General features: G+C 68.3%; 16 protein-coding genes. 5 read left to right on the top strand and 11 right to left on the bottom strand.

Annotation, left to right across the window (positions count from 1 at the left end):
• Positions 1–39: 39 nt before the first annotated feature.
• Positions 40–3,489, bottom strand: a complete 3,450-nt coding sequence (mfd, locus tag AC3WQZ_RS16140) for a transcription-repair coupling factor (RefSeq protein WP_439671590.1) — start codon at positions 3,487–3,489, stop codon at positions 40–42.
• Between the two features lie 149 nt (positions 3,490–3,638).
• On the opposite strand from mfd, the gene ispD reads away from it, so the two are divergent.
• Entirely contained in the window at positions 3,639–4,451 is an 813-nt protein-coding gene (gene ispD, locus AC3WQZ_RS16135) for a 2-C-methyl-D-erythritol 4-phosphate cytidylyltransferase (RefSeq protein WP_010810114.1), read from the top strand.
• Positions 4,452–4,455: 4 nt separating this feature from the next.
• Positions 4,456–4,965: a 2-C-methyl-D-erythritol 2,4-cyclodiphosphate synthase gene (gene ispF, locus AC3WQZ_RS16130; protein WP_010810113.1), complete on the top strand. Its 510-nt coding sequence runs from the start codon at positions 4,456–4,458 to the stop codon at positions 4,963–4,965.
• Here the strand turns inward: ispF and AC3WQZ_RS16125 are convergent, their stop codons facing one another.
• The 6 genes from AC3WQZ_RS16125 to ompR form a co-directional block, all read right to left on the bottom strand.
• Positions 4,966–5,541, bottom strand: coding sequence for a GNAT family N-acetyltransferase (locus tag AC3WQZ_RS16125; RefSeq protein WP_010810112.1), 576 nt, complete (start codon positions 5,539–5,541; stop codon positions 4,966–4,968).
• A 183-nt stretch (positions 5,542–5,724) separates the two neighbouring features.
• Positions 5,725–6,246: a carboxymuconolactone decarboxylase family protein gene (locus AC3WQZ_RS16120; protein ID WP_492300869.1), complete on the bottom strand. Its 522-nt coding sequence runs from the start codon at positions 6,244–6,246 to the stop codon at positions 5,725–5,727.
• Between the two features lie 108 nt (positions 6,247–6,354).
• On the bottom strand, positions 6,355–6,903 hold the full coding sequence (locus AC3WQZ_RS16115; protein ID WP_010810110.1) for a peroxiredoxin: 549 nt from the start codon (positions 6,901–6,903) through the stop codon (positions 6,355–6,357).
• A 295-nt stretch (positions 6,904–7,198) separates the two neighbouring features.
• A complete protein-coding gene (locus tag AC3WQZ_RS16110; protein WP_010810109.1) occupies positions 7,199–8,500 on the bottom strand; it encodes an MFS transporter in 1,302 nt (433 codons plus the stop codon).
• Between the two features lie 235 nt (positions 8,501–8,735).
• The gene (locus AC3WQZ_RS16105) at positions 8,736–10,085 is read right to left on the bottom strand and encodes an ATP-binding protein (RefSeq protein WP_011615097.1); all 1,350 of its coding nucleotides are present in this window, start codon (positions 10,083–10,085) and stop codon (positions 8,736–8,738) included.
• Between the two features lie 24 nt (positions 10,086–10,109).
• Positions 10,110–10,832, bottom strand: coding sequence for an osmolarity response regulator transcription factor OmpR (ompR, locus tag AC3WQZ_RS16100; protein WP_010810107.1), 723 nt, complete (start codon positions 10,830–10,832; stop codon positions 10,110–10,112).
• A 316-nt stretch (positions 10,833–11,148) separates the two neighbouring features.
• Between ompR and AC3WQZ_RS16095 the strand changes: the two genes are divergently transcribed.
• Positions 11,149–11,496 (top strand): hypothetical protein, encoded by a 348-nt coding sequence (locus AC3WQZ_RS16095; protein WP_010810106.1) that lies wholly within the window; start codon positions 11,149–11,151, stop codon positions 11,494–11,496.
• Between the two features lie 46 nt (positions 11,497–11,542).
• On the opposite strand, the gene AC3WQZ_RS16090 is transcribed toward AC3WQZ_RS16095, so the two are convergent.
• Complete coding sequence (locus AC3WQZ_RS16090; protein WP_011615098.1) at positions 11,543–12,805, bottom strand: Zn-dependent hydrolase; 1,263 nt, start codon at positions 12,803–12,805, stop codon at positions 11,543–11,545.
• Between the two features lie 43 nt (positions 12,806–12,848).
• Positions 12,849–13,685 carry a presqualene diphosphate synthase HpnD gene (gene hpnD, locus AC3WQZ_RS16085; RefSeq protein ID WP_041687285.1) on the bottom strand — a complete coding sequence of 279 codons (837 nt, stop codon included), beginning with the start codon at positions 13,683–13,685 and terminating at the stop codon, positions 12,849–12,851.
• Positions 13,686–14,012: 327 nt separating this feature from the next.
• Between hpnD and AC3WQZ_RS16080 the strand changes: the two genes are divergently transcribed.
• Complete coding sequence (locus AC3WQZ_RS16080; protein ID WP_037023310.1) at positions 14,013–15,227, top strand: efflux RND transporter periplasmic adaptor subunit; 1,215 nt, start codon at positions 14,013–14,015, stop codon at positions 15,225–15,227.
• A gap of 4 nt (positions 15,228–15,231) precedes the next feature.
• Positions 15,232–18,345, top strand: coding sequence for an efflux RND transporter permease subunit (locus AC3WQZ_RS16075; protein ID WP_492300868.1), 3,114 nt, complete (start codon positions 15,232–15,234; stop codon positions 18,343–18,345).
• Between the two features lie 112 nt (positions 18,346–18,457).
• Here AC3WQZ_RS16075 and AC3WQZ_RS16070 read toward each other — a convergent pair whose 3' ends face one another.
• Positions 18,458–19,648 carry an amidase gene (locus AC3WQZ_RS16070; RefSeq protein WP_492300867.1) on the bottom strand — a complete coding sequence of 397 codons (1,191 nt, stop codon included), beginning with the start codon at positions 19,646–19,648 and terminating at the stop codon, positions 18,458–18,460.
• 37 nt (positions 19,649–19,685) lie between these two features.
• A complete protein-coding gene (locus tag AC3WQZ_RS16065; RefSeq protein ID WP_010810100.1) occupies positions 19,686–20,699 on the bottom strand; it encodes an ABC transporter ATP-binding protein in 1,014 nt (337 codons plus the stop codon).
• Positions 20,700–20,703 lie beyond the last annotated feature (4 nt).

The raw sequence follows: 20,703 nt of genomic DNA, 5'->3' as shown, positions 1-20,703 counted from the left end.
CCGGCCGCGCGCCGCGTCCATGCAGGATACGCATGACCCCTACGCCAGTTGCCGCAACGTATGCTTGATGGTCTGCGCGCGGATCGCCACGTCCGGCATTTTGGCCTCGATGCGCAGCTTGTCCTGCCCGGCCAGCTTGATATGGCGGTTCTTCTGCACCAGGTCGATGATGCGCATCGCGTCGATCGGCGGGTTGGGCACGAACTGCACGCTGATGGTGGCCTCGCCCGCGTCGATCTTGCGCACGCCCAGCGGTGCCGCGGCGATGCGCAGCCGGTGGGTCTCGACCAGCGCCTGCGCCTGCGCCGGCAGTCGGCCGAAGCGGTCGATCAGCTCTTCCTGGATATCGTCCACGCGCTCGGCGGTCTCGCAGTTGGCCAGTCGCTTGTACAGCGACAGCCGCTCGTGCACGTCGGCGCAGTAGTCGTTGGGCAGCAGCGCCGGCGTGCCCAGGTTGATCTCGGTGGTCGCGGCCAGCGGCGCCATCAGGTCGGGTTCCTTGCCGGCCTTGAGCGCCTTGACCGCGGCGTTGAGCATGTCAGTGTAGAGCTGGAAGCCGATCTCGTGGATCTCGCCCGACTGCTTGTCGCCCAGCACCTCGCCCGCGCCGCGGATTTCCAGGTCATGCATGGCCAGGTAGAAGCCCGAGCCCAGTTCCTCCATCTGCTGGATCGCTTCGAGCCGGCGCTGCGCCTGCTTGGTCAGGCCCTCGACATCATGCACCAGCAGGTAGGCATAGGCCTGGTGGTGCGAGCGCCCGACCCGGCCGCGCAGCTGGTGCAGCTGCGCCAGGCCGAACTTGTCCGAGCGGTGGATCAGGATGGTGTTGGCGGTCGGCACGTCGATGCCGGTCTCGATGATGGTGGTGCACAGCAGGATGTTGTCGCGGCGCGCGACGAAGTCGCGCATCACGCGCTCCAGCTCGCGCTCATGCATCTGGCCGTGCGCGACGGCAATGCGCGCTTCGGGCACCAGCTCGGCCAGCCGCGCGCGCTTGTTCTCGATGGTCTCGACCTCGTTGTGCAGGAAGTAGACCTGGCCGCCGCGCTTGAGCTCGCGCAGGATGGCCTCGCGGATCACGCCGTCTTCCTCGCGCCGCACGAAGGTCTTGATCGCCAGCCGCTTCTGCGGCGCGGTCGCGATCACCGAGAAGTCGCGCAGGCCTTCCAGCGCCATGCCCAGCGTGCGCGGGATCGGCGTGGCGGTCAGGGTCAGCACGTCGACCTCGGCGCGCAGGGTCTTCAGCGCCTCCTTCTGGCGCACGCCGAAGCGGTGTTCCTCGTCGATGATGACCAGCCCCAGGCGCTCGAACCTGACCTGGTCGGACAGGATCTTGTGGGTGCCGATGACGATGTCGACGGTGCCTTCGTTGATCTGCCTGATGGCCGCGTCGATTTCCTTCTTGGTCTTGAAGCGCGACAGCTCGACGATGCGCACCGGCCATTCGGCGAAGCGGTCGGACAGCGTCTGGAAGTGCTGCTCGGCCAGCAGCGTGGTCGGCGCCAGCATCGCCACCTGCTTGCCGCCCAGCACCGCGACAAAGGCCGCGCGCAGCGCCACCTCGGTCTTGCCGAAGCCCACGTCGCCGCACACCAGCCGGTCCATCGGCTTGCCCGAGGTCATGTCGGCGATCACCGCGGCAATCGCGGCGGCCTGGTCCGGCGTTTCCTCGAAGCCGAAGCTTTCGGCGAAGGTCTCGTAGTCCTTGGGCGAGAGCGGGAAGGCAAAGCCCTCGCGCGCGGCGCGGCGCGCGTACAGGTTGAGCAGCTCGGCGGCGGTGTCGCGGATCTGCTGGGCTGCCTTGCGCTTGGCCTTGTCCCACTGGCCCGAGCCCAGGTGGTGCAGCGGCGCGGTATCGGGATCGGCGCCGGAATAGCGCGAGATTACATGCAACTGGTGCACCGGCACATACAGCTTGCTGCCCTTGTCGTAGTCCAGGTGCAGGAATTCCTCGTCGCCCTGGCCCATGTCGAGCGTGACCAGGCCCTGATAGCGGCCGATGCCGTGCTCGCTGTGCACCACCGGGTCGCCGATCTTCAACTCGGCCAGGTCGCGCACCATCGAGTCGACGGCGGAGGCCTGCTCCTGCTTGCGGCGGCCGGTGCGGCGCGCGGTGCCGGCGTACAGCTCGGCCTCGGTGACAAAGGCGATCCGCCCCTGCGGCAGCGCAAAGCCGCTCTGCAGCGGCGCCACCGCGATCGAGAAATGCGCTTCGCCGGCCAGGAACGCGGCAAAGTCGTCCACCGGCTGCGGGCGCAGGCCGCTTTCGGCAAAGAGCTGCAGCAGGGTCTCGCGCCGCCCGGCCGAGTCGGCGCACATCAGCACGCGGGTCTGCTGGTCGAGCAGCAGCGCTTCCAGATTGACCAGCGGATCATCGGCGCGGCGGTTCACCGCGACGTCGGGCAGGATGGCCGAGAACGCGGCCTGGTCCGCGTTCGCTTCGGCCTGCAGCACCAGGCGCGCCATCGGCTTGGCGGCGACGAAGAACTGCTCCTCGGACAGGAACAGGTCCGCTGGCGGCAGCAGCGGGCGCTCGCGGTCGTGCCGCATGAAGTTGTAGCGCTGCGTGGTGTCGGCCCAGAAGCGGCGGATGGCCTCGTCGACATTGCCGGCGAACGCGAGCTGCGTATCGGCGGGCAGGTAGTCGAACACGGTCGCGCTCTGCTCGAAGAACAGCGGCAGGTAGTACTCGATGCCGGCCGACGGCACGCCGTTGCCGATGTCCTTGTAGATCGGCGACTTGGTTGGGTCGCCTTCGAACAGCTCGCGCCAGCGGCCGCGGAAGGCGGTGCGCGCGGCTTCGTCGAGCGGGAACTCGCGCCCGGGCAGCAGCCGCACCTCCTTGACCGGGTACAGGCTGCGCTGGGTGTCGGGGTCGAAGGCGCGGATGGTCTCGATCTCGTCGCCGAACAGGTCGATCCGGTACGGCAGCGCCGAGCCCATCGGGTACAGGTCGATCAGGCCGCCGCGCACGCTGTATTCGCCGGGGCGCATCACCGCGCTGACGTGCTCGTAGCCGGCCAGCGTGAACTGGGCCTTGAGCGCCGCTTCATCCAGCCGCTCGCCCTGCTTGAAGAAGAAGGTGTAGGCGGCCAGGAACGCGGGCGGCGCCAGCCGGTACAGCGCGGTGGTGGCCGGCACCAGCATCACGTCGCATTGCCCGGTCTGGATGTCGTGCAGCGTGGCCAGGCGCTCTGATACCAGGTCCTGGTGCGGCGAGAAGCTGTCGTAGGGCAGGGTTTCCCAGTCGGGCAGCAGGCGCACGCGCAGTTCGGGCGCGAACCAGGGGATTTCCTCGGCCAGGCGCTGGGCATCGACCGCGTGGGAGCAGACTACGGCCAGCATCGGCGCGCGCTCGCGGTGCTGCCGAGCGTACGCGGCCACAGCCAGCGCATCGGCCGAGCCGCGCAGGCCCGCCACGCTGTGGCGCAGCCCCGGCTTGACCAGCGGCAGGTTGACAAAGGGGAAGGCGGGCTTGGCGTCAGGCATGTCGGCAGCGGGGCGTTCAAAACGACGACACCCCGCCGGCATTGCGGGCGGGGGTCGGGGCAGGGGACCTCAACGGCCCGTGGCGCCTGCCGGGCACGCGTCAATGCGGAATGGCGCGGCATGGCGACGGGCAAGGGCCGTATTATAGAATGCGCACCGGTTGTCCCGCTGGCCATGCCGGCCAGCAGGCGCCCGCGCCTCTTTCACTCAACGCCGATCCTGTGCCCGCTCGCCGCTTTGCCCTGATTCCCTGTGCCGGTACCGGCAGCCGCGCCGGCGGCGCCGTTCCCAAGCAATACCAGACCGTGGCCGGCCGGCCGATGATCTGGTACGCGCTGGCGGCGTTCTCGGCGTGCGACGCCATCAACGCCACCGCGCTGGTGCTGGCGCCCGACGACATGCCGCTGGAATCGCGCTTCGGCGCGGCCGCCTTTGCCGGGCTGCGCTTCGATACCGCCTTTGTCGGCGGCGAGACCCGCCATGCCTCGGTGCTGGCCGGGCTGCACCACCTGGCGCAGCTGGGCGCGACCGACAGCGACTGGGTGCTGGTGCACGATGCCGCGCGCCCGGGCCTGACCCCGGCAATGATCCATGCGCTGGTGCGCGCGGTGGAAAGCGACGGCGACGACGACCCGGACGCCGCCATCGGCGGCATCCTGGCGGTGCCGGTGCCCGACACGCTCAAGCGCGCCCAGGACGACGCCCGTATCGGCGCCACGGTGCCGCGCGAGGGCCTGTGGCAGGCGCAGACGCCGCAGATGTTCCGCCTGGGCGTGCTGCGCCAGGCGCTGCAGGACGCCATGGCGGCCGGCGCGGTGGTGACCGACGAGGCCAGCGCGATCGAGCGTCTGGGGCTGCATCCGCGGCTGGTCAACGGCTCGCTGCGCAATTTCAAGGTGACCTACCCGGAGGACTTCGCACTGGCCGAAGTGCTGCTGGGCAACGATGGCAAAGGAGCCTGACCGCATGATGCCTTTCGATATCCGGGTGGGACAGGGCTATGACGTCCACGCGCTGGTGCCCGGCCGCAAGCTGATCCTGGGCGGGGTCGAGATTCCGCACGACCGCGGCCTGCTGGGCCATTCCGATGCGGATGCGCTGCTGCACGCGGTCACCGACGCGCTCTTCGGCGCGGCCGCGCTGGGCGATATCGGCCGCCATTTCCCCGACACCGACGCGCAGTTCGCCGGCGCCGACAGCCGCGTGCTGCTGCGCGAGGCCGCGCGCCGCGTGCGCGAGGCGGGCTATGAAATCGGCAATGTCGATGCCACCGTGATCGCGCAGGCGCCCAAGCTGGCGCCGCATATCGGGGCGATGGTGGCGAACCTGGCGGAGGACCTGGGGATTGCGCGCGGGCGTTGCAACGTCAAGGCCAAGACCAACGAGAAGCTGGGCTTCGAAGGGCGCCAGGAGGGCATCGTGGCGCAGGCCGCGGTGCTGCTCTGGCGCGCCTCGGTGGGCGACGCGCAGGACTGATCAGGGGCGCGCCGCGTCTGGCGCCGTGGCGTTTTCCGGCGGGATGGCGTAGGTATAGTCGATCAGGCGGGCCATTGCGCCGGTGCGCGCACCGGCTTCGGTGCGCTTGGTGAAGCCCATCTGCTGGCACAGCCGGATGGCCGATGCCATTTCCGGCATGGTGCGCACCACCAGCGTTGACGCGCCGATATCGCGCGCGCGCTGGATGCAGATCTGCATCAGCGTGCGGCCCAGGCCCAGGCCGCGCGCCTGCGGGCTGACCGACAGCAGCCGGGCTTCCGGCTGGGTCAGGGTGATGGTGCTGCCGTCCAGTGCCGGCAGCGTGGCGCCCGGATGGCAGAACAGCACGGCGCCCATGATGCCGTGATCGGTCTCCGCCACCCACCATTCCATATCCGGATGGCTGGTCGCCAGCACTGCCTGCATGCCGCGCTGGAACGACGCGCGGCAGTCTTCCATGATGGCCAGCTCATATTGCCCGTAGGCTTGTTGCGTGACGGCGGCGATGTCGCCCCAGTCATGCACCGCCGCGAGGCGGTAGTGGAAACGGGGGGAAGTCGGCGAAGGCAGGGTCATGGCAGCCTGAAAGTGCGTGTCCTGCCTGGATTGTAGGCCGATCGCCGCACCTGTGCAGCCCTGGCGCGGGGCGGTTGCAGGATGGGAACAGCCGGCAACTCCTGATGGGAAGCTGCCGGCTGCTGTGCTACGGCGCCCGTGGCAGGGCGCCGCGGAGGGCGCGGGGGCGCGCTGTGGCGGGGCTTATTGCGCGGCGATCACGTTGGCGGCGGCCACGATCACGGCGGCAATGCGGCCGACATCGCGCAGTTGCTGCGCGGTCATGCCCTGTTCATTCTTCAGCAGCTGGTAGTGCGACTTCACGCAGAAGTGGCACTTGCCCACGATCGAGGCGGCCAGTGCGTACATCTCGAAACGGCGCTTGTCCACGCCGCCATGGGTGGCAAAGGCGTTCATGCGCAGGCCGGCCGGCTGGCTGGCCAGGTCGGGATCGTCGGCCATTTCGACGTACGGGTACCAGGTGTTGTTCATGCCCATCAGCGCGGCCGCGGTCAGCGCGCCGTTGGTTTCCTCGGGCGACAGCACGCCGGCGTTGCGGATGGCATCCACCAGCACCTTGCTCTGCGCCGCAAATGCCGCCGCCAGTGCCACACCGACCGCATCGTTGCCTTCCAGCGAAGAGCGCGCGATGGTGCCGTCCACGTTCAGGCGGATGTCCTTGGCGTAATCGGGGATGAGATTCTTAATCGTGCTGAGGAATTCCATTTATTTCTCCTATCGATACGGGCCCAAAAAACCCGCGCAAGCGGGTTTTGATGCGGAGGGCAGCGCCCTCCGCGAATCGCCAAGGTGTGTCTGGCGACTGATAGCAAATTACAGCGTGGCGCCACCAACGGCACGGTTGCACGGGCACAGCTCGTCCGTTTGCAGACCGTCCAGGATACGCAGGACTTCTTCCGGGTTGCGGCCCACGTTCAGGTTGTTCACCGACACATGCTGGATCACGTTGTCCGGGTCGACGATGAAGGTCGCGCGCAGGGCAACGCCGGCAGCGTGGTCACGCACGCCCAGCTGGTCGATCAGCGAACCGGTCACGTCGGCGAACTGCCACTGGTTCAGCTTGTTCAGGTCCTTGTGTTCGCGGCGCCATGCCAGCTTGACGAATTCGTTGTCGGTCGAGCCGCCCAGCACGATCGCGTCGCGGTCGGCGAAGTCGCCGTTCAGCTTGGCGAAGGCAACGATTTCGGTCGGGCAGACGAAGGTGAAGTCCTTCGGGTAGAAGTAGATGATCTTCCACTTGCCTTCGAACGACTTTTCGGTGATGTCTTCGAAAGCCGACTGGCCGTTCTCTTCGTGATTGTTGAAACCCGGCTTGACACCGACGACGTGGAAGGCTTCGAGCTTGTCACCAACGGTCTTCATAGACTATCTCCTGATACGGTTGCAATGAGAGCGGTGCTGCTGCCGCGCGGCTGGCGTGGGCCGGCTACGCGGCTTACCGCGACAAAACGTGATTATGCGTCATCACCAGGTGCCGGGCTAATTGATATTCTCAAAGAGCCCGATAGGCAAGCCATGTGACGCCTGGAGCGAATCCCGGCATGGGAAGCCGCGGCATCAGCCAGGCGGCTTCGATGCGGAAGGGCAAGTATGCCATGCGCGCTGGGCCCGCTTATGGCAAGTTGGTGACGATTGCGGCGAGTTCAACCCGCCGGGTTCAGGCCGGATGCATGACGGGCTCCACTCGTTGCGCCCGGAAGATCACCAGCGTGGCAACCAGTCCGCACAGCGCGGCGAACATCAGCCACAGCCCCGGCGCCGCCTTGTTGCCGGTGGCGTGGATCAGCCAGGTCGAGATTGCCGGAGTGAAGCCGCCGAACAGCGCCGTGGCCAGGCTGTAGGCCAGCGAGAAGCCGGTGGTGCGCACCGCGGGCGGCATGATCTCGGTCAGCGCCACCACCATGGCGCCGTTATAACTGCCGTACAGGAACGACAGCCACAGCTCCACCATCAGCAGCCGCGAGAACGACGGCTCGGCCACCAGCCATGACACGGCGGGGTACGCGGTCAGCAGCGTTGCCACGGTGAAGAACACCAGCAGTGGCTTGCGTCCGATGCGGTCCGACAGCGCGCCCATCAGCGGCAGCCAGATGAAGTTGGACAGGCCCACGCACATGGTGACGATCAGGTTGTCGGTGTCGTCCAGCTTCAGCACGGTCTTGCCGAAGGTCGGCGTGTATGCGGTGATCATGTAGAACGACACCGTGGTCATCACCACCATCATGCAGCCGGCCAGGATGATGCGCCAGTTGTCCAGCATCGAGCGGTAGATCTCGTCGATGGCGGGGCGGTGCTTGCGCGCCTTGAAGGCCTCGGTCTCTTCCAGCGAACGGCGGATCAGGAACAGGAACGGCACGATCAGGCAGCCCACCAGGAAGGGAATGCGCCAGCCCCATTCATCCATTTGCGCCGGAGCCAGCGTGGCGTGCAGGATCACGCCCAGCAGGCCGGCGAAGATCACCGCCACCTGCTGGCTGCCCGATTGCCACGCGACATAGAAGCCCTTGCGGCCAGGCCTGGCGATTTCCGACAGGTAGACCGAGACGCCGCCCAGCTCAACACCCGCGGAGAAGCCCTGCAGCAGGCGCCCGGCCAATACCAGCAGCGGCGCGGCCACGCCAATGGTGGCGTAGCCCGGCACGCAGGCAATCAGCAACGTGCCCATGGCCATCAGCGCCAGCGTCATGATCAGGCCCTTGCGGCGGCCATGGCGGTCGATGTAGGCGCCCAGCACGATCGCACCCAGCGGCCGCATCAGGAAGCCCGCGCCAAAGGTGGCGAGCGAAAGCATCAGCGAGGCGAACTCGTTGCCGCTGGGAAAGAAGGTCCTGGCGATGGCGGCCGCGTAGAAGCCGTACACCATGAAGTCATACATTTCCAGGAAGTTGCCGCTGACGACGCGGAACACGGTGCGGAACCCGTGCTGCCCGGCGGGGGTAGCTGCGGAGGTATCTGACATGGCTGTCTCTCAGGCACCGCCGGCGGTCCCGGCGGCATGATGGTTCGGAGAAGTCAGCCAGGCGTGCGCGGGTCACGCCGTGTGGGAAGGATTTCGCCGCGCGCCTGATGACGGGCGCCAGTGTGCGCCGCGACCCTGTCATTGCCCTGACGAATGCCTTTCAGAAGGCTATCAAATGCTGTCGAAAACCTGTCAATGCGCCGCGGATGGCGCTCAGGCCGCGCTCAGCTGACGCTCAGGCGCGCCGGAAGCAGGCGCTGACCACCAGCCCCGTGGCCGGGGCGGGGCGGTTGGCCAGCAGCAGCCGGCCGCCGTTGCGCTGCATGATGCGGTTGACGATGGACATGCCCAGCCCGGCGCCCTTGGCCTCGCTGCGCGCGGCGTCGAGCCGGTAGAAGGGCCGCGTCAGCAGCGACAGCTGGCCGTCGGGCACGCCGTTGCCGTGGTCGGCCACGGTCAGCACGGCTTCCTTGTCGTCCACGCGCGTCGAGATCTCGACCACGGCCATGCCGCTTTGCTCGTCCTTGGCATAGCGGCGCGCGTTCTCGACCAGGTTGTCCAGGATGCGCTGCACTTCCATGCGGTTTGCCACGGCCATCACCGGCTCATTGGCGCGCACGTGCACGCGCACGTCGTCGTGCGCGGCGTAGACGCCCACGGCATCGTGCACCAGCGCCGACAGGTCAACCGGTTCCACGGTTTCCAGCGGCGGGCGCGCGTAGTTGAGGAACTGTCCGATGATAGCGTCCATCTGCTCGATGTCGGCGATCATGGCGTCGCGCGTGGGGGTGTCCATCGGCGACATCTCGGTTTCCAGGCGCAGGCGCGTCAGCGGCGTGCGCAGGTCGTGCGAGATGCCGGCCAGCATCACCACGCGGTCGTCGTCGAGCTGGCGCAGGTCGCGCACCATCTGGTTGAAGCTGTGGTTGGCCAGCGCCACCTCACTGGCGCCGTGCTCTGGCAGCGGCGGCGGGTCGCCGCCGGCGCCGATCGCGCGGGCGGCGTTGGCCAGCCGCTTGAGCGGGTAGTTGACGCGCGCGGTGATAAAGGCCGCGCCGATGATCGACAGCAGCAGCGCGGCAATACTCCACCACAGCCACTGGATGCCGGGCACGCGCTCGAAGCGCTCGGGGCTGATCGCCACCCAGTAGTCGTCGCCCTCGATCTCGAAGCTGACCCACACGCCGGGAATGTCGTTGACGGTGGTGGCCAGCACCGTGTCCTCGCCCAGGCGGCTGCGGATCTCCTGCTGCACCAGGGTGGTCAGGAACGGGTTGGCGGTGGGCGCGGCGAAGTCGTCGTCCTTCTCGCGCGGATAGACCTTGATGCCTTCGTTCTGCACCAGGTCGAGCAGCAGGAAGCGCCGCCGCGCGGGGTCGGAATAGAGCAGCGCGGCGCGCGTGAGCTTGACCACGCTGACCACCTGCATGGCGATCTGCTGCGCGCGCGGGGCGCGTTCGAACAGCCGGTAGCTCTGGAACCAGATGCCCAGCGAAATCGCCAGCAGCAGGGCGATAAGCATGAAGGTTCGCCAGAACAGCGAACCAAAGAACCGCGTTGCGGTTCTGCCGATAACGGTCGCCACGATGGGAACAGCGGCCGTAATCGGTTACTTCACGCCATCGGGGATGAAGACGTAGCCCAGGCCCCACACCGTCTGGATAAAACGGGGGTTGCTCGGGTCCGGCTCGATCAGCTTGCGCAGGCGCGAGATCTGCACGTCCAGGCTGCGGTCGAAGACTTCATATTCACGGCCGCGCGCCATTTCCATCAGCTTCTCGCGCGACAGCGGCTGGCGCGGATGGCGGGCGAACACCTTGAGGACCGAGAACTCGCCGGTGGTCAGCGTGATTTCCTCGTCGTTCTTGGTCAGCGTGCGCGTGGCCAGGTTCAGCACGAAGTCGCCGAAGGCGAAGGTCTCGGGCGTTTCCGACGGGGCGCCGGGCACTTCGGCCGGGCCCTTGCGGCGCAGCACCGCGTGGATGCGCGCAATCAGTTCGCGCGGGTTGAAGGGTTTGGGCAGGTAGTCGTCGGCGCCCATCTCCAGGCCGACGATGCGGTCCACGTCCTCGCCCTTGGCGGTGAGCATGATGATCGGGGTCTGGTCATTGGCCCCGCGCAGCCGGCGGCAGATCGACAGGCCGTCTTCACCCGGCATCATCAGGTCCAGCACCAGCAGGTCGAAACGCTCGCGCAGCCAGAGCTTGTTCATCGCGGTGGCGTTTTCCGCCACCAGCACGGTGAAACCCTGTTCGCCCAGATAGCGGCGCAGCAAATCGCGCAGACGCGGGTCATCGTCGACGACAAGAATCTTGTGGCTGGTATTTTCCATGGCGGTATCTTAGCGACTATCGCTTTCGCTCAAAATGGCTTAACAAAACGTTACATACTTTACCCCGTGGTATGGCAGTGTGCACCAATCGTGCGATTACACTGCGCAATCCGTCTTTTTGGGCGCCATGCGCGGCAGATTTCCACGCATTTGCACCAGACGAACCACTGCCTCGCCCAGCCTGCCTCGCCCGCGCTGGCGCGATGCTTGCAGAGGGTGCGGCGCCGGACGGGGTACCGGAATTCCCGGCTTCAGGGCAGTCCGTCCAGTCTGTCCAAAGACTGCTTTTTCCCGAAGCCAAAGATCGCCATTATCAATGAAAGTGAACCGAACCCGGCACGGGCATCCGCAGCATGGTATCGCCGGCGCCTGCCTTGCGCTGGCGCTGGCCGTGCTGGCGCTGTGCATTCCGGCCGGGACGGTGCAGGCGCAATCGGCCGGCATGGCCAACCTGCTCAAGCGCCACCCGTCGACCCAGGCCAGCGATCCCGGCAACAGCCAGCGCGAGGCGCGGGCCCGTGCCGAGCGCCATCGCGCCGAGCAGCGCGACGCCGAGCGCCGGCGCGGTGACGAACGCGGCGGCTCGCGCCTGTCGCCGGACGAGCGCCGCAAGCTGCGCAAGAACCTTTACGACTTCGGGCGCGATATCTACCAGGGCGGCTGATCCGTTCTTATCGTGCCGCGCCCTCCATGGTACGCCACTGTGGCGCTTAGCCGCGCGGCTGGAAGTGCCGCAGGAAATCCACGAAGACCTCCGCCGCCAGCTGGGCATCCTCCGCCGTGATGGTTTCCAGCGGGTTGTGGCTGATGCCGCCGTTGCCGCAACGCACGAACAGCATGGCCACGTCGGTGATGCGCTGCATCATCATGGCGTCGTGGCCGGCGCCGGAGGGCAGCTCGAAGGCCTGCAGCCCGCGCTTCTTCAGCACCGCCCCGAACTGGTCCATCAGCCAGCGCGCGCACGGCGCGTTGTTGACCGGCGGCACGCGCTCCACCTGGGCGGCCAGCCCGCGCCGTTCCGCGATCTGGCCGATGCCGGCCACGATGTCGGCGATGGCGGCCTCGCGGATGCTATCCTCGCCGGCGCGAATATCCATCGAGAAGGTGCAGGCCGCCGGGATGACATTGCTCGACCCGTTGGGCACCTGCAGCTGACCCACCGTACCGACCAGCGTCGGCGCCGCCGTGCAGCGCTGCTCCACCAGCAGGATCATCTCCGCCGCGCCCGCGGCGGCGTCGCGGCGCATGCCCATCGGCGTGGTGCCGGCGTGGCTGGCCAGGCCTTCGACCCGCACCGCAAAGCGGCTGCTGCCCGCGATCTGGGTGACCACGCCCAGCGGCAGGCCGTGGTGCAGCAGCACCGGGCCCTGCTCGATATGCACTTCGACAAAGCCCAGCAGCGACGCCGGATCGACCGCGGCGGCGCGCAGGGCCTGCAGATCGCCCGCGCCGGGCAGGTCCGATGCCGCCAGCGCCTCGCGCAGCGTGATGCCGTCCGCGTCCTGGCGCTCCAGCAGGGTGGGATCGAAGCGGCCCGCCAACACGCTGCTGGCCAGGAAGCTGGTCTTGAAGCGCAGGCCTTCCTCTTCGGCGAACCCCACCACTTCAAAGTGATAGGGCAGGCGGATGCCGGCCTGGTTGAGCGCGCCGACCACGGCGATCGGCAGCACGATGCCAAGCCGTCCGTCATAGCGCCCGCCATTGCGCACGGTGTCGAAGTGCGAGCCGGTCATCAGCACGCGCGCGTCGGGCACGGCCGGGTCGGCCGCATAGCGGCCGATGACGTTGCCGATGGCGTCGATCCGCACCTGCATGCCGGCCGCCTCCATCCACTGCGCAAGCCGGGCCTGCGCGGCGCGGTGGGCCGGGGTCAGGTAGGCGCAGGTGAGGCCGCCTTCCATGTCGGAGAAACTGGCGAGCTGGTCGGCGTGGGCAAGGATGGTGTCGCCGAGGGAGGCGGATGTCTGCGTCATGGCGGTACGGCTTGGCGGGTCGGACAGAAAAGAGAGCAGGACGCTAGCTGTTGCGCACCCAGGTCTTCCAGGCAATCCACAGCTTGCGCAGCGGGGTCAGCGCGATGCGCTGGTTCAGCACCTGGAACTGGCTGGCTTCCAGTTCGTCGAGCAGCGCGTGGTAGATCGCGCCCATCAGCAGGCCGGCACGCTGGGCGCGGCGGTCCTGCTTCGGCAGCAGCGCCAGTGCCTCATGGTACAGCGCGCGGGCACGGCCGGCGTGGTACTGCATCAGCGCGACAAAGCGCTCGGAATGCTGACCCTTCAGGATCTCGGATGCAGGCACCTGGAACTGCTGCAGGGTATTGACCGGCAGGTAGATGCGCCCGCGCCGCGCGTCCTCGCCGACGTCGCGCAGGATATTGACCAGTTGCAGCGACTGGCCAAGCCTCTCGGCAAACACCAGCGTCTGCGGGTCGGTATAGCCGAACAGCCGCGCGCTGAGCGTGCCGACCACGCCGGCCACGCAATGGCAGTAGCGGGCCAGCCCGGGCTCGTCCAGGTAGCGGGTCTGGGTCAGGTCCATTTCCATGCCTTCCAGCACTTCGGACATCTCGCCCTGGGGCAGGCCGGCGCTGCGCACATGCGGCTGCAGGGCCTTGGTGGTCGGGTGGGTCGGCTCGCCCTCGAACAGGCGGCGCAGTTCGGCGCGCCACCAGTCCAGCTGCTGGTGGGCCAGGCCTGCGTCATGGCTGTCGTCGACCACGTCGTCGACTTCGCGGCACCAGGCGTACAGCGCGGTGATGGCGCGGCGGCGCTCGGCCGGCAGGAACAGGAAGCTGTAATAGAAGCTCGAGCCGCTCTGGGCGACTTTCTCTTGGCAATACTGATCGGGCGTCACGCCGGTCTCGGGTCGAAGATGTGGGGGGAAGCGCCAGCGGCGCGGCGGATTGTAGCATCGCGCCGGGCAGGGTATGGTCGCGCATGCCGAAGCCTGTCGGCGCAGTTCACCAGCCCGGAACGGCAACTGAGTCTTCATTCCAGCGGTTTCGTCGCCTGCCGTTTGACGCACCCGGGGGTCGTCGTTATATTACTGACCGGAAAGTTATTTATTGCCGATGCCGGCTGCGCGCGGCCATTCCGCGCGCCCCGACGACTTCCCGGGCGCAGGGGATTTGCGGTCACCGGCCAGTCTTGTCAGTTGTTCCATCCGACTCGTTGCCTACCGATGCCAGTGCTTTGCCAAGTGCCGGAAGTTGCGGCTGCAGATTCTCCTGTTGTTACGATGCCGCCGCGCCACCTCGGTCGAGGCGTGACCGTAGCCGCACTTTTGATGGCCAGCCTGCTGGCCCTGACCGGCTGCGGCAAGAAGGCCGAGCCGGCGCCGGAGGTGCGCCCGGTGCGCCTGATGCAGCTGAGCCCGCACAACGGCAAGACCGCCTTCGAGTTCTCCGGCGACGTGCGCCCGCGCGTGGAGTCGCGGCTGGGCTTCCGCGTCGGGGGCAAGATCGCCGCCAGGCTGGTGGATGTGGGCGCGGTGGTCAGCAAGGGCCAGCCGCTGGCGCGCCTGGATCCCACCGACCTGTCGCTGGCCGAGGCCGGCTCGCGCGCCCAGTTCGAGGCCGCGAAGACTGACCGTGACCTGGCCGCCGCCGACCTGAAGCGCTACAACGACCTGTTCGCCAAGGGCTTCATCAGCGCTGCCGAGCAGCACCGGCGCCAGGCCAACTATGACGCCGCCGAATCGCGGCTGCGCCAGGCCCAGGCCGGGCTGCGCAGCCAGTCCAACCAGACCGGCTACTCGGTCCTGCATGCCGATGCCGACGGCGTGGTCACGGCGATCGATGCCGAGGTGGGCCAGGTGGTGACGCCCGGCCAGCCGGTGGTGCGCGTGGCGCAGACGGCAGAGAAGGAAGTCGCGATCGGCCTGCCCGAAGACCAGGTCGACCTGCTGCGCGGCATTACCGACGTGACCATCCATACCTGGGCCGAGCCGCAGCGCACGCTGCCTGGCCGCGTGCGCGAGATTGCCGCGGCGGCCGACCCGGTCACCCGCACCTATGCCACCCGCGTGACGGTGCCGAACCCGCCCGCCGACCTCAAGCTCGGCATGACCGCGGTGGTGACCTTCATGCGCAGCGGCGCCACCGCGGCCATCCGGGTGCCGCTGACCGCGCTGCTGCAGGAGCAGGGCCGCAACCAGGTCTGGATCTATGACGCCGCCGCCGGCACGGTCAAGCCGGTGCCGGTGACGCTGGGCGAGGCCATCGGCAACGAGGTGGAGGTGCGCCAGGGCCTGGCCCCGGGCCAGACCATCGTCACCGCCGGGGTGCACCTGTTGCGCGCGGGCCAGAAGGTGCGCCCGCTGCAGACGGTTGCGCCTGCGGGAGGGCCTGCATCGGCCCCGGCATCGGCACCGGCCGCCACCCCGAAGCAGGGGTGAGCGGATGGATCATTCCCGCTTCAACCTGTCGCGCTGGGCACTCGAGCACCAGCCGCTGACCCGCTACCTGCTGGTGGTGCTGCTGCTTGGCGGCATGCTGGCATTCTTCCAGCTGGGCCAGGACGAGGATCCGCCCTTTACCTTCCGCGTGATGGTGGTGCAGGCCTTCTGGCCCGGCGCCACCGCCGAGCAGATCGCCGTCCAGGTGACCGACAAGATCGAGCGCCAGCTGCAGGAAGTGCCCTATGCGGACAAGATCCGCAGCTTCTCCAAGCCGGGCGAGACCACGGTGATCTTCCAGCTCAAGGACACCTCGCCGGCAAAGGAGACCGCGCAGGTCTGGTACACCGCGCGCAAGAAGATCGGCGATATCCAGCAGACGCTGCCCGCGGGCGTGCGCGGGCCGTTCTTCAATGATGAGTTTGGCGACGTGTACGGCACCATCTACGCGCTCTCGGCCGACGGCTTCAACTACAAGGAGCTGCGCGAGTACGCCGACCTGGTGCGCCAGGAACTGCTGCGCGTGCCGTCGGTGGCCAAGGTGTCGCTGATCGGCCTGCAGGACGAGAAGGTCTTCATCGAGTTCAACCAGGCGCGCTTCGCCCAGCTGGGGCTGGATATCAACGCCATCGCCGACCAGATCTCGCAGCAGAACAACCTGACCGGCAGCGGCGTGCTGGTCACCCCGACCGACAACCTGCAGGTGCGCCTGTCCGGCCAGTTCGCCAGCGTGGAGGACCTGGAGAACCTGGTGCTGCGCGGGCCCAACGGCATCGCCAATATCCGCCTGGGCGACATCGCGCACGTCTACCGCGGCTATGTCGACCCGACCCAGACGCGCATGCGCTTCAACGGCAAGGACGTGATCGGGCTGGGCATTTCGATGCAGAAGGGCGGCGACATCATCGAACTGGGCAAGAACCTGCGCGCCGCGTTCGACAGGCTGCGCACGCAGTTGCCGGTGGGAATCGAGATGGACCAGGTGCAGGACCAGCCGAAGGCGGTCCAGCGTTCGGTGGGCGAGTTCGTGCACGTGCTGATCGAGGCGGTGGTGATCGTGCTGGCGGTCAGTTTCGTCTCGCTGGGGCTGCACACCAAACCGCTGCGGCTGGACGCGCGCCCGGGCCTGGTGGTGGCGCTGACGATCCCGCTGGTGCTGGCGGTGACCTTCCTGTTCATGAATATCTTCGGCATCGGGCTGCACAAGATATCGCTCGGCGCGCTGATCGTGGCGCTTGGGCTGCTGGTGGACGACGCCATCATTGCGGTCGAGATGATGGTGCGCAAGCTGGAAGAGGGCTTTTCCAAGATGGAGGCGGCCACCTTCGCCTATACCTCCACCGCGATGCCGATGCTGACCGGCACGCTGATCACCGCGGCCGGCTTCCTGCCGGTGGGCCTGGCGCGCTCGACGGTGGGCGAATACACCTTCGCGATCTTTGCGGTGACGGCGCTGGCGCTGGTGCTGTCGTGGCTGGCCGCGGTCTATTTCACGCCCTACCTGGGCTACCTGCTGCTCAAGACCCGCGGCCCCGGCGCGGGCGAGGCCCACGAGGTCTTCGACACGCCGTTCTATGCGCGCTTCCGCCGGCTGGTGGACTGGTGCGTGAGCTGGCGCAAGGTGGTGATCGCGATCACGCTGGTGGCCTTCGGGCTGGGCATCTACGCCTTCAAGTTTGTCGAGAAGCAGTTCTTCCCGGATTCCAGCCGCCCCGAGCTGATGGTGGAGCTGTGGATGCCCGAGGGCACCAGCTTTGCCCAGATGGAAACCGAGGCCAAGCGCTTCGAGCAGCTGGTCGGCAAGGACAAGGAAGTCGAGAGCCTGACCACCTTCGTCGGCACCGGCGCGCCGCGCTTCTACCTGCCGCTGGACCAGATCTTCCCGCAGACCAATGTGGCGCAGGTGATCGTGATGCCGGTCAGCACCGAGGTGCGCGATGCGCTGCGCCGCCGCATCATCAAGCTGATGGATGCCGAATTCCCGTACCTGCGAGGCCGCGTCAAGCTGTTGCCCAACGGGCCTCCGGTGGCCTATCCTGTGCAGTTCCGCGTGATCGGGCCGGACGCAGCCGGGGTACGCCAGCTGGCCGACCAGGTCAAGGCCGAGATGCGCGCCAACCCCAATACCGTCGGGGTCAACGACAACTGGAATGAGAACGTCAAGATGCTGCGCCTGGAGATCGACCAGGACAAGGCGCGCGCACTGGGCGTGACCACCAATGCCATCGCCCGCGTCACGCAGACCGTGCTCAGCGGCGTGCCGGTGGGCCAGTACCGCGACGGCGACAAGCTGATCGACATCCTGATGCGCACCCCGCGCAATGAGCGCGATGCGATCTCGGACCTGAACAACTTGCTGGTGCCGACCAACACCGGGCGCATGGTGCCGCTGACGCAGGTGGCGCGCGTGACGCTGCGCTCGGAGCCGGGCGTGGTGTGGCGCGAGAACCGCGACTTCGGCGTGACCGTGCAGGCCGATGTGGTCGACGGCATCCAGGGCCCGACGGTGACCGCGCAGATCAACCCGAAGCTGGACCAGCTGCGCGCGCAGCTGCCGCCGGGCTACCGCATCACCGTGGCCGGCGCGGAGGAAGAGAGCGGCAAGGCGGGCGCCTCCATCGCGGCGCAGTTGCCGCTGTGCATCTTCATCATCTTCACGCTGCTGATGCTGCAGCTGCACAGCTTCTCGCGCGCGACCATGGTGTTCCTGACCGGCCCGCTGGGCCTGATCGGCGCCGCCGCCACGCTGTTGCTGCTGCGCGCGCCGATGGGGTTTGTGGCGCAGCTGGGCATCACCGCGCTGCTGGGCATGATCATCCGCAACTCGGTGATCCTGGTCGACCAGATCGAGCAGGACATCAGCGCCGGCGTGCCGCAGTGGACCGCCATCGTCGAGGCCGCGGTGCGCCGCTTCCGCCCGATCATCCTGACCGCCGCCGCGGCGGTGCTGGCGATGATCCCGCTGTCGCGCTCGATGTTCTGGGGGCCGATGGCGGTGGCGATCATGGGCGGGCTGATCATTGCCACGGTGCTGACGCTGCTGTTCCTGCCGGCGCTGTATGCGGCGTGGTTCCGCGTCAAGCGGCCGGAGAACGGGGTGTCGGCGCTGGCGAGTTGAGGTGCGGCGCGGTTCAGGCTGTGGCTTCGCGGAAGCCGCGGGCCGGTCCTGGCGAAACGATGCCGGCATCGACCTCGCCGTCGGCATGCCGCGTGCCCCTTGCCTTACTGGTTCACGCCTTGTGCGCCATGATCCGCTCCGCCAGTGCCACCAGGCTGCGGTCACTGCCCGCCGGCCCCAGCAGCGAGATGCCGAGCGGTGCGCCGTCGCGGCCGGCCAGCGGCAGGTTCAGCTGCGGGAAGCCGCTCAGCGGCGTCAGGCACAACGTCTGGGCGGCGAGGTTGCGGTAGGTCTCCAGGGACTCGATCGGTTCGGCGCGCAGCGGCGCGATATCGGGCATGGTCGGCAGCACCAGCACGCCGTCCGGCCCCAGCAGGCGGCCCAGGTGCGCGGTGAAGTCGCGGCGTACGGCACTGGCTTCGTCGAACTGGCTGCGGGTGACGGCCTTCGAGAAGGCGAAGCGTGCCGCGACATCGGCACCCAGCTCCAGCCCGTGTTGCTCGATCAGTTCGCCGTCGCTGCGCCACGCCTCCCAGCCCTGCACGTAGCGGAACGCCCACCACAGGTCGGACAGCGGCCGGTCGGCCACGGTGGCAGGCGCGGCCCGGCCCAGCGCGGTTTCGATCCGGGCGACAGCCGGCGCCAGCGCGTCGCGGGCCTCCGGGGTCGGCTGGGCGAACAGGTCGGAGGCAAACAGCAGCCGCGGCGCGGCCGGCAGCGGCGCCGGGTCCGCGCCGAACAGCACCTCGGCCACGCGCGCGAAGGTGCCGATGTCGCGCGCAAAGAAGCCGCAGGTGTCCAGGCTTTCGGACAGCGGCAGGCAGCGTTCCAGCGAAATGCGCCCATGCGTGGGCCGGATGCCGAACAGGCCGCAATGGCTGGCCGGCGCGCGCACCGAGCCGCCGGTGTCGGAGCCCAGCGCAAAGTCGCACAAGCCGTTCGATACCGCCGAGGCCGAGCCCGACGACGAGCCGCCGGTGATGCGCTCCGGTGCCGCGCCGTTGACCGGGCGCCCGTAGTGGGCGTTCTGGCCGTTCATGGAGAAGGCCAGCTCGTCAGTGTGGGTCTTGCCGACGAAGGCGGCGCCGGCGTCCAGCAGCCGCTGCACCGCCGGTGCGGTCGCGGCCTTGATGCCCGAGCGCGCCAGCACGTGCGGATTGCCGCCGCCGGTCGGATAGCCAGCTACGTCGAACAGGTCCTTCACGGCAAAGCTCAGGCCCCGCAGCGGGCCGCTGGCGGCGTGCGGGACGGCGATCTGTGGGTACGGCATGAAGGCACGGGCAGGATGGGTGGCAAGCGTCATGGGTGGCCTGGAATACGTTGGGGTTCTGGGATGGGGGTCATGCCGCGGTGGCGACCGCGGGCTCGGCGGCCAGCACGCAGCTGACGCGGTGCCCGGTGCCGACGGTGACCGCCTGCGGCACCTCGGCCAGGCATTGCGGGCGCGCATGCGGGCAGCGCGGTGCAAAGGTGCAGCCTGGCGGCAGCGCGGCCAGGTCGGGCGGGGCGCCGCCGATGGCCTGCAGCCGCTGGCCGCGGTCCATGCCATGCTGGCGGCTCTGCAGCAGGGCGATGGTGTAGGGGTGGCGCGCCGCGCGCAGCAGGGTGCGGATCGGGCCTTCTTCGACAATGCGCCCGCCGTACATCACCGCGACGCGGTCGGCGATCTCCACCGCGGCGCCGATATCGTGGGTGACGAAGACGATGGACAGCCCCAGTTCGCGCTGCAGCTCGCGCAGCAGGATCAGCACCTGGATCTGCACGGTGGCGTCCAGCGCGGTGGTAGGCTCGTCGGCCAGCAGGATCCTGGGCCGCGCCGACAGTGCCAGCGCGATCATCGCGCGCTGGCGCATGCCGCCCGACAACTCGTGCGGATACGCTGCCATCCGCCGCTCCGGGCTGGGAATGCGCACGGACTCGAGCGCCTGCAGCGCGCGCGAGCGCGCCTCGGCGGCCGAGACCTTGTCGTGGGTGCGGATGCATTCGACGATCTGCTGGCCCACGGTGTAGACCGGGTCCAGCGCCAGCAGCGGCTCCTGGAACACCATCGCCATGGTGCCGCCGCGCAGCCGGGCCAGCGCGCGCTGGTCGAGCGCCATCACCTCGGCGCCGTCGACGCGGATCTGGCCTGCCATGCGGGTGCGGCGCGGCGGGTGCAGACGCATCAGCGCGCGCAGCGTGACGCTCTTGCCGGAGCCGGATTCGCCGATCAGGGCCACGGCCTCGCCGGCGCCCACGTCGAGCGAAACGCCGTTGACGGCGCGGATGGTCTTGCCGCCGCCGGAGAAGGTGACGTGCAGGTCCCGCACCGAGATCATCGGCGCGCCGGGTGTGCCTTGCGGGTTGGTGGACATGGTG

Source organism: Cupriavidus sp. FW305-26 (genome assembly GCF_058787975.1).
Note: the sequence above shows the minus strand (reverse complement) of the source record. Positions and strands in the feature narration are given on the sequence as shown.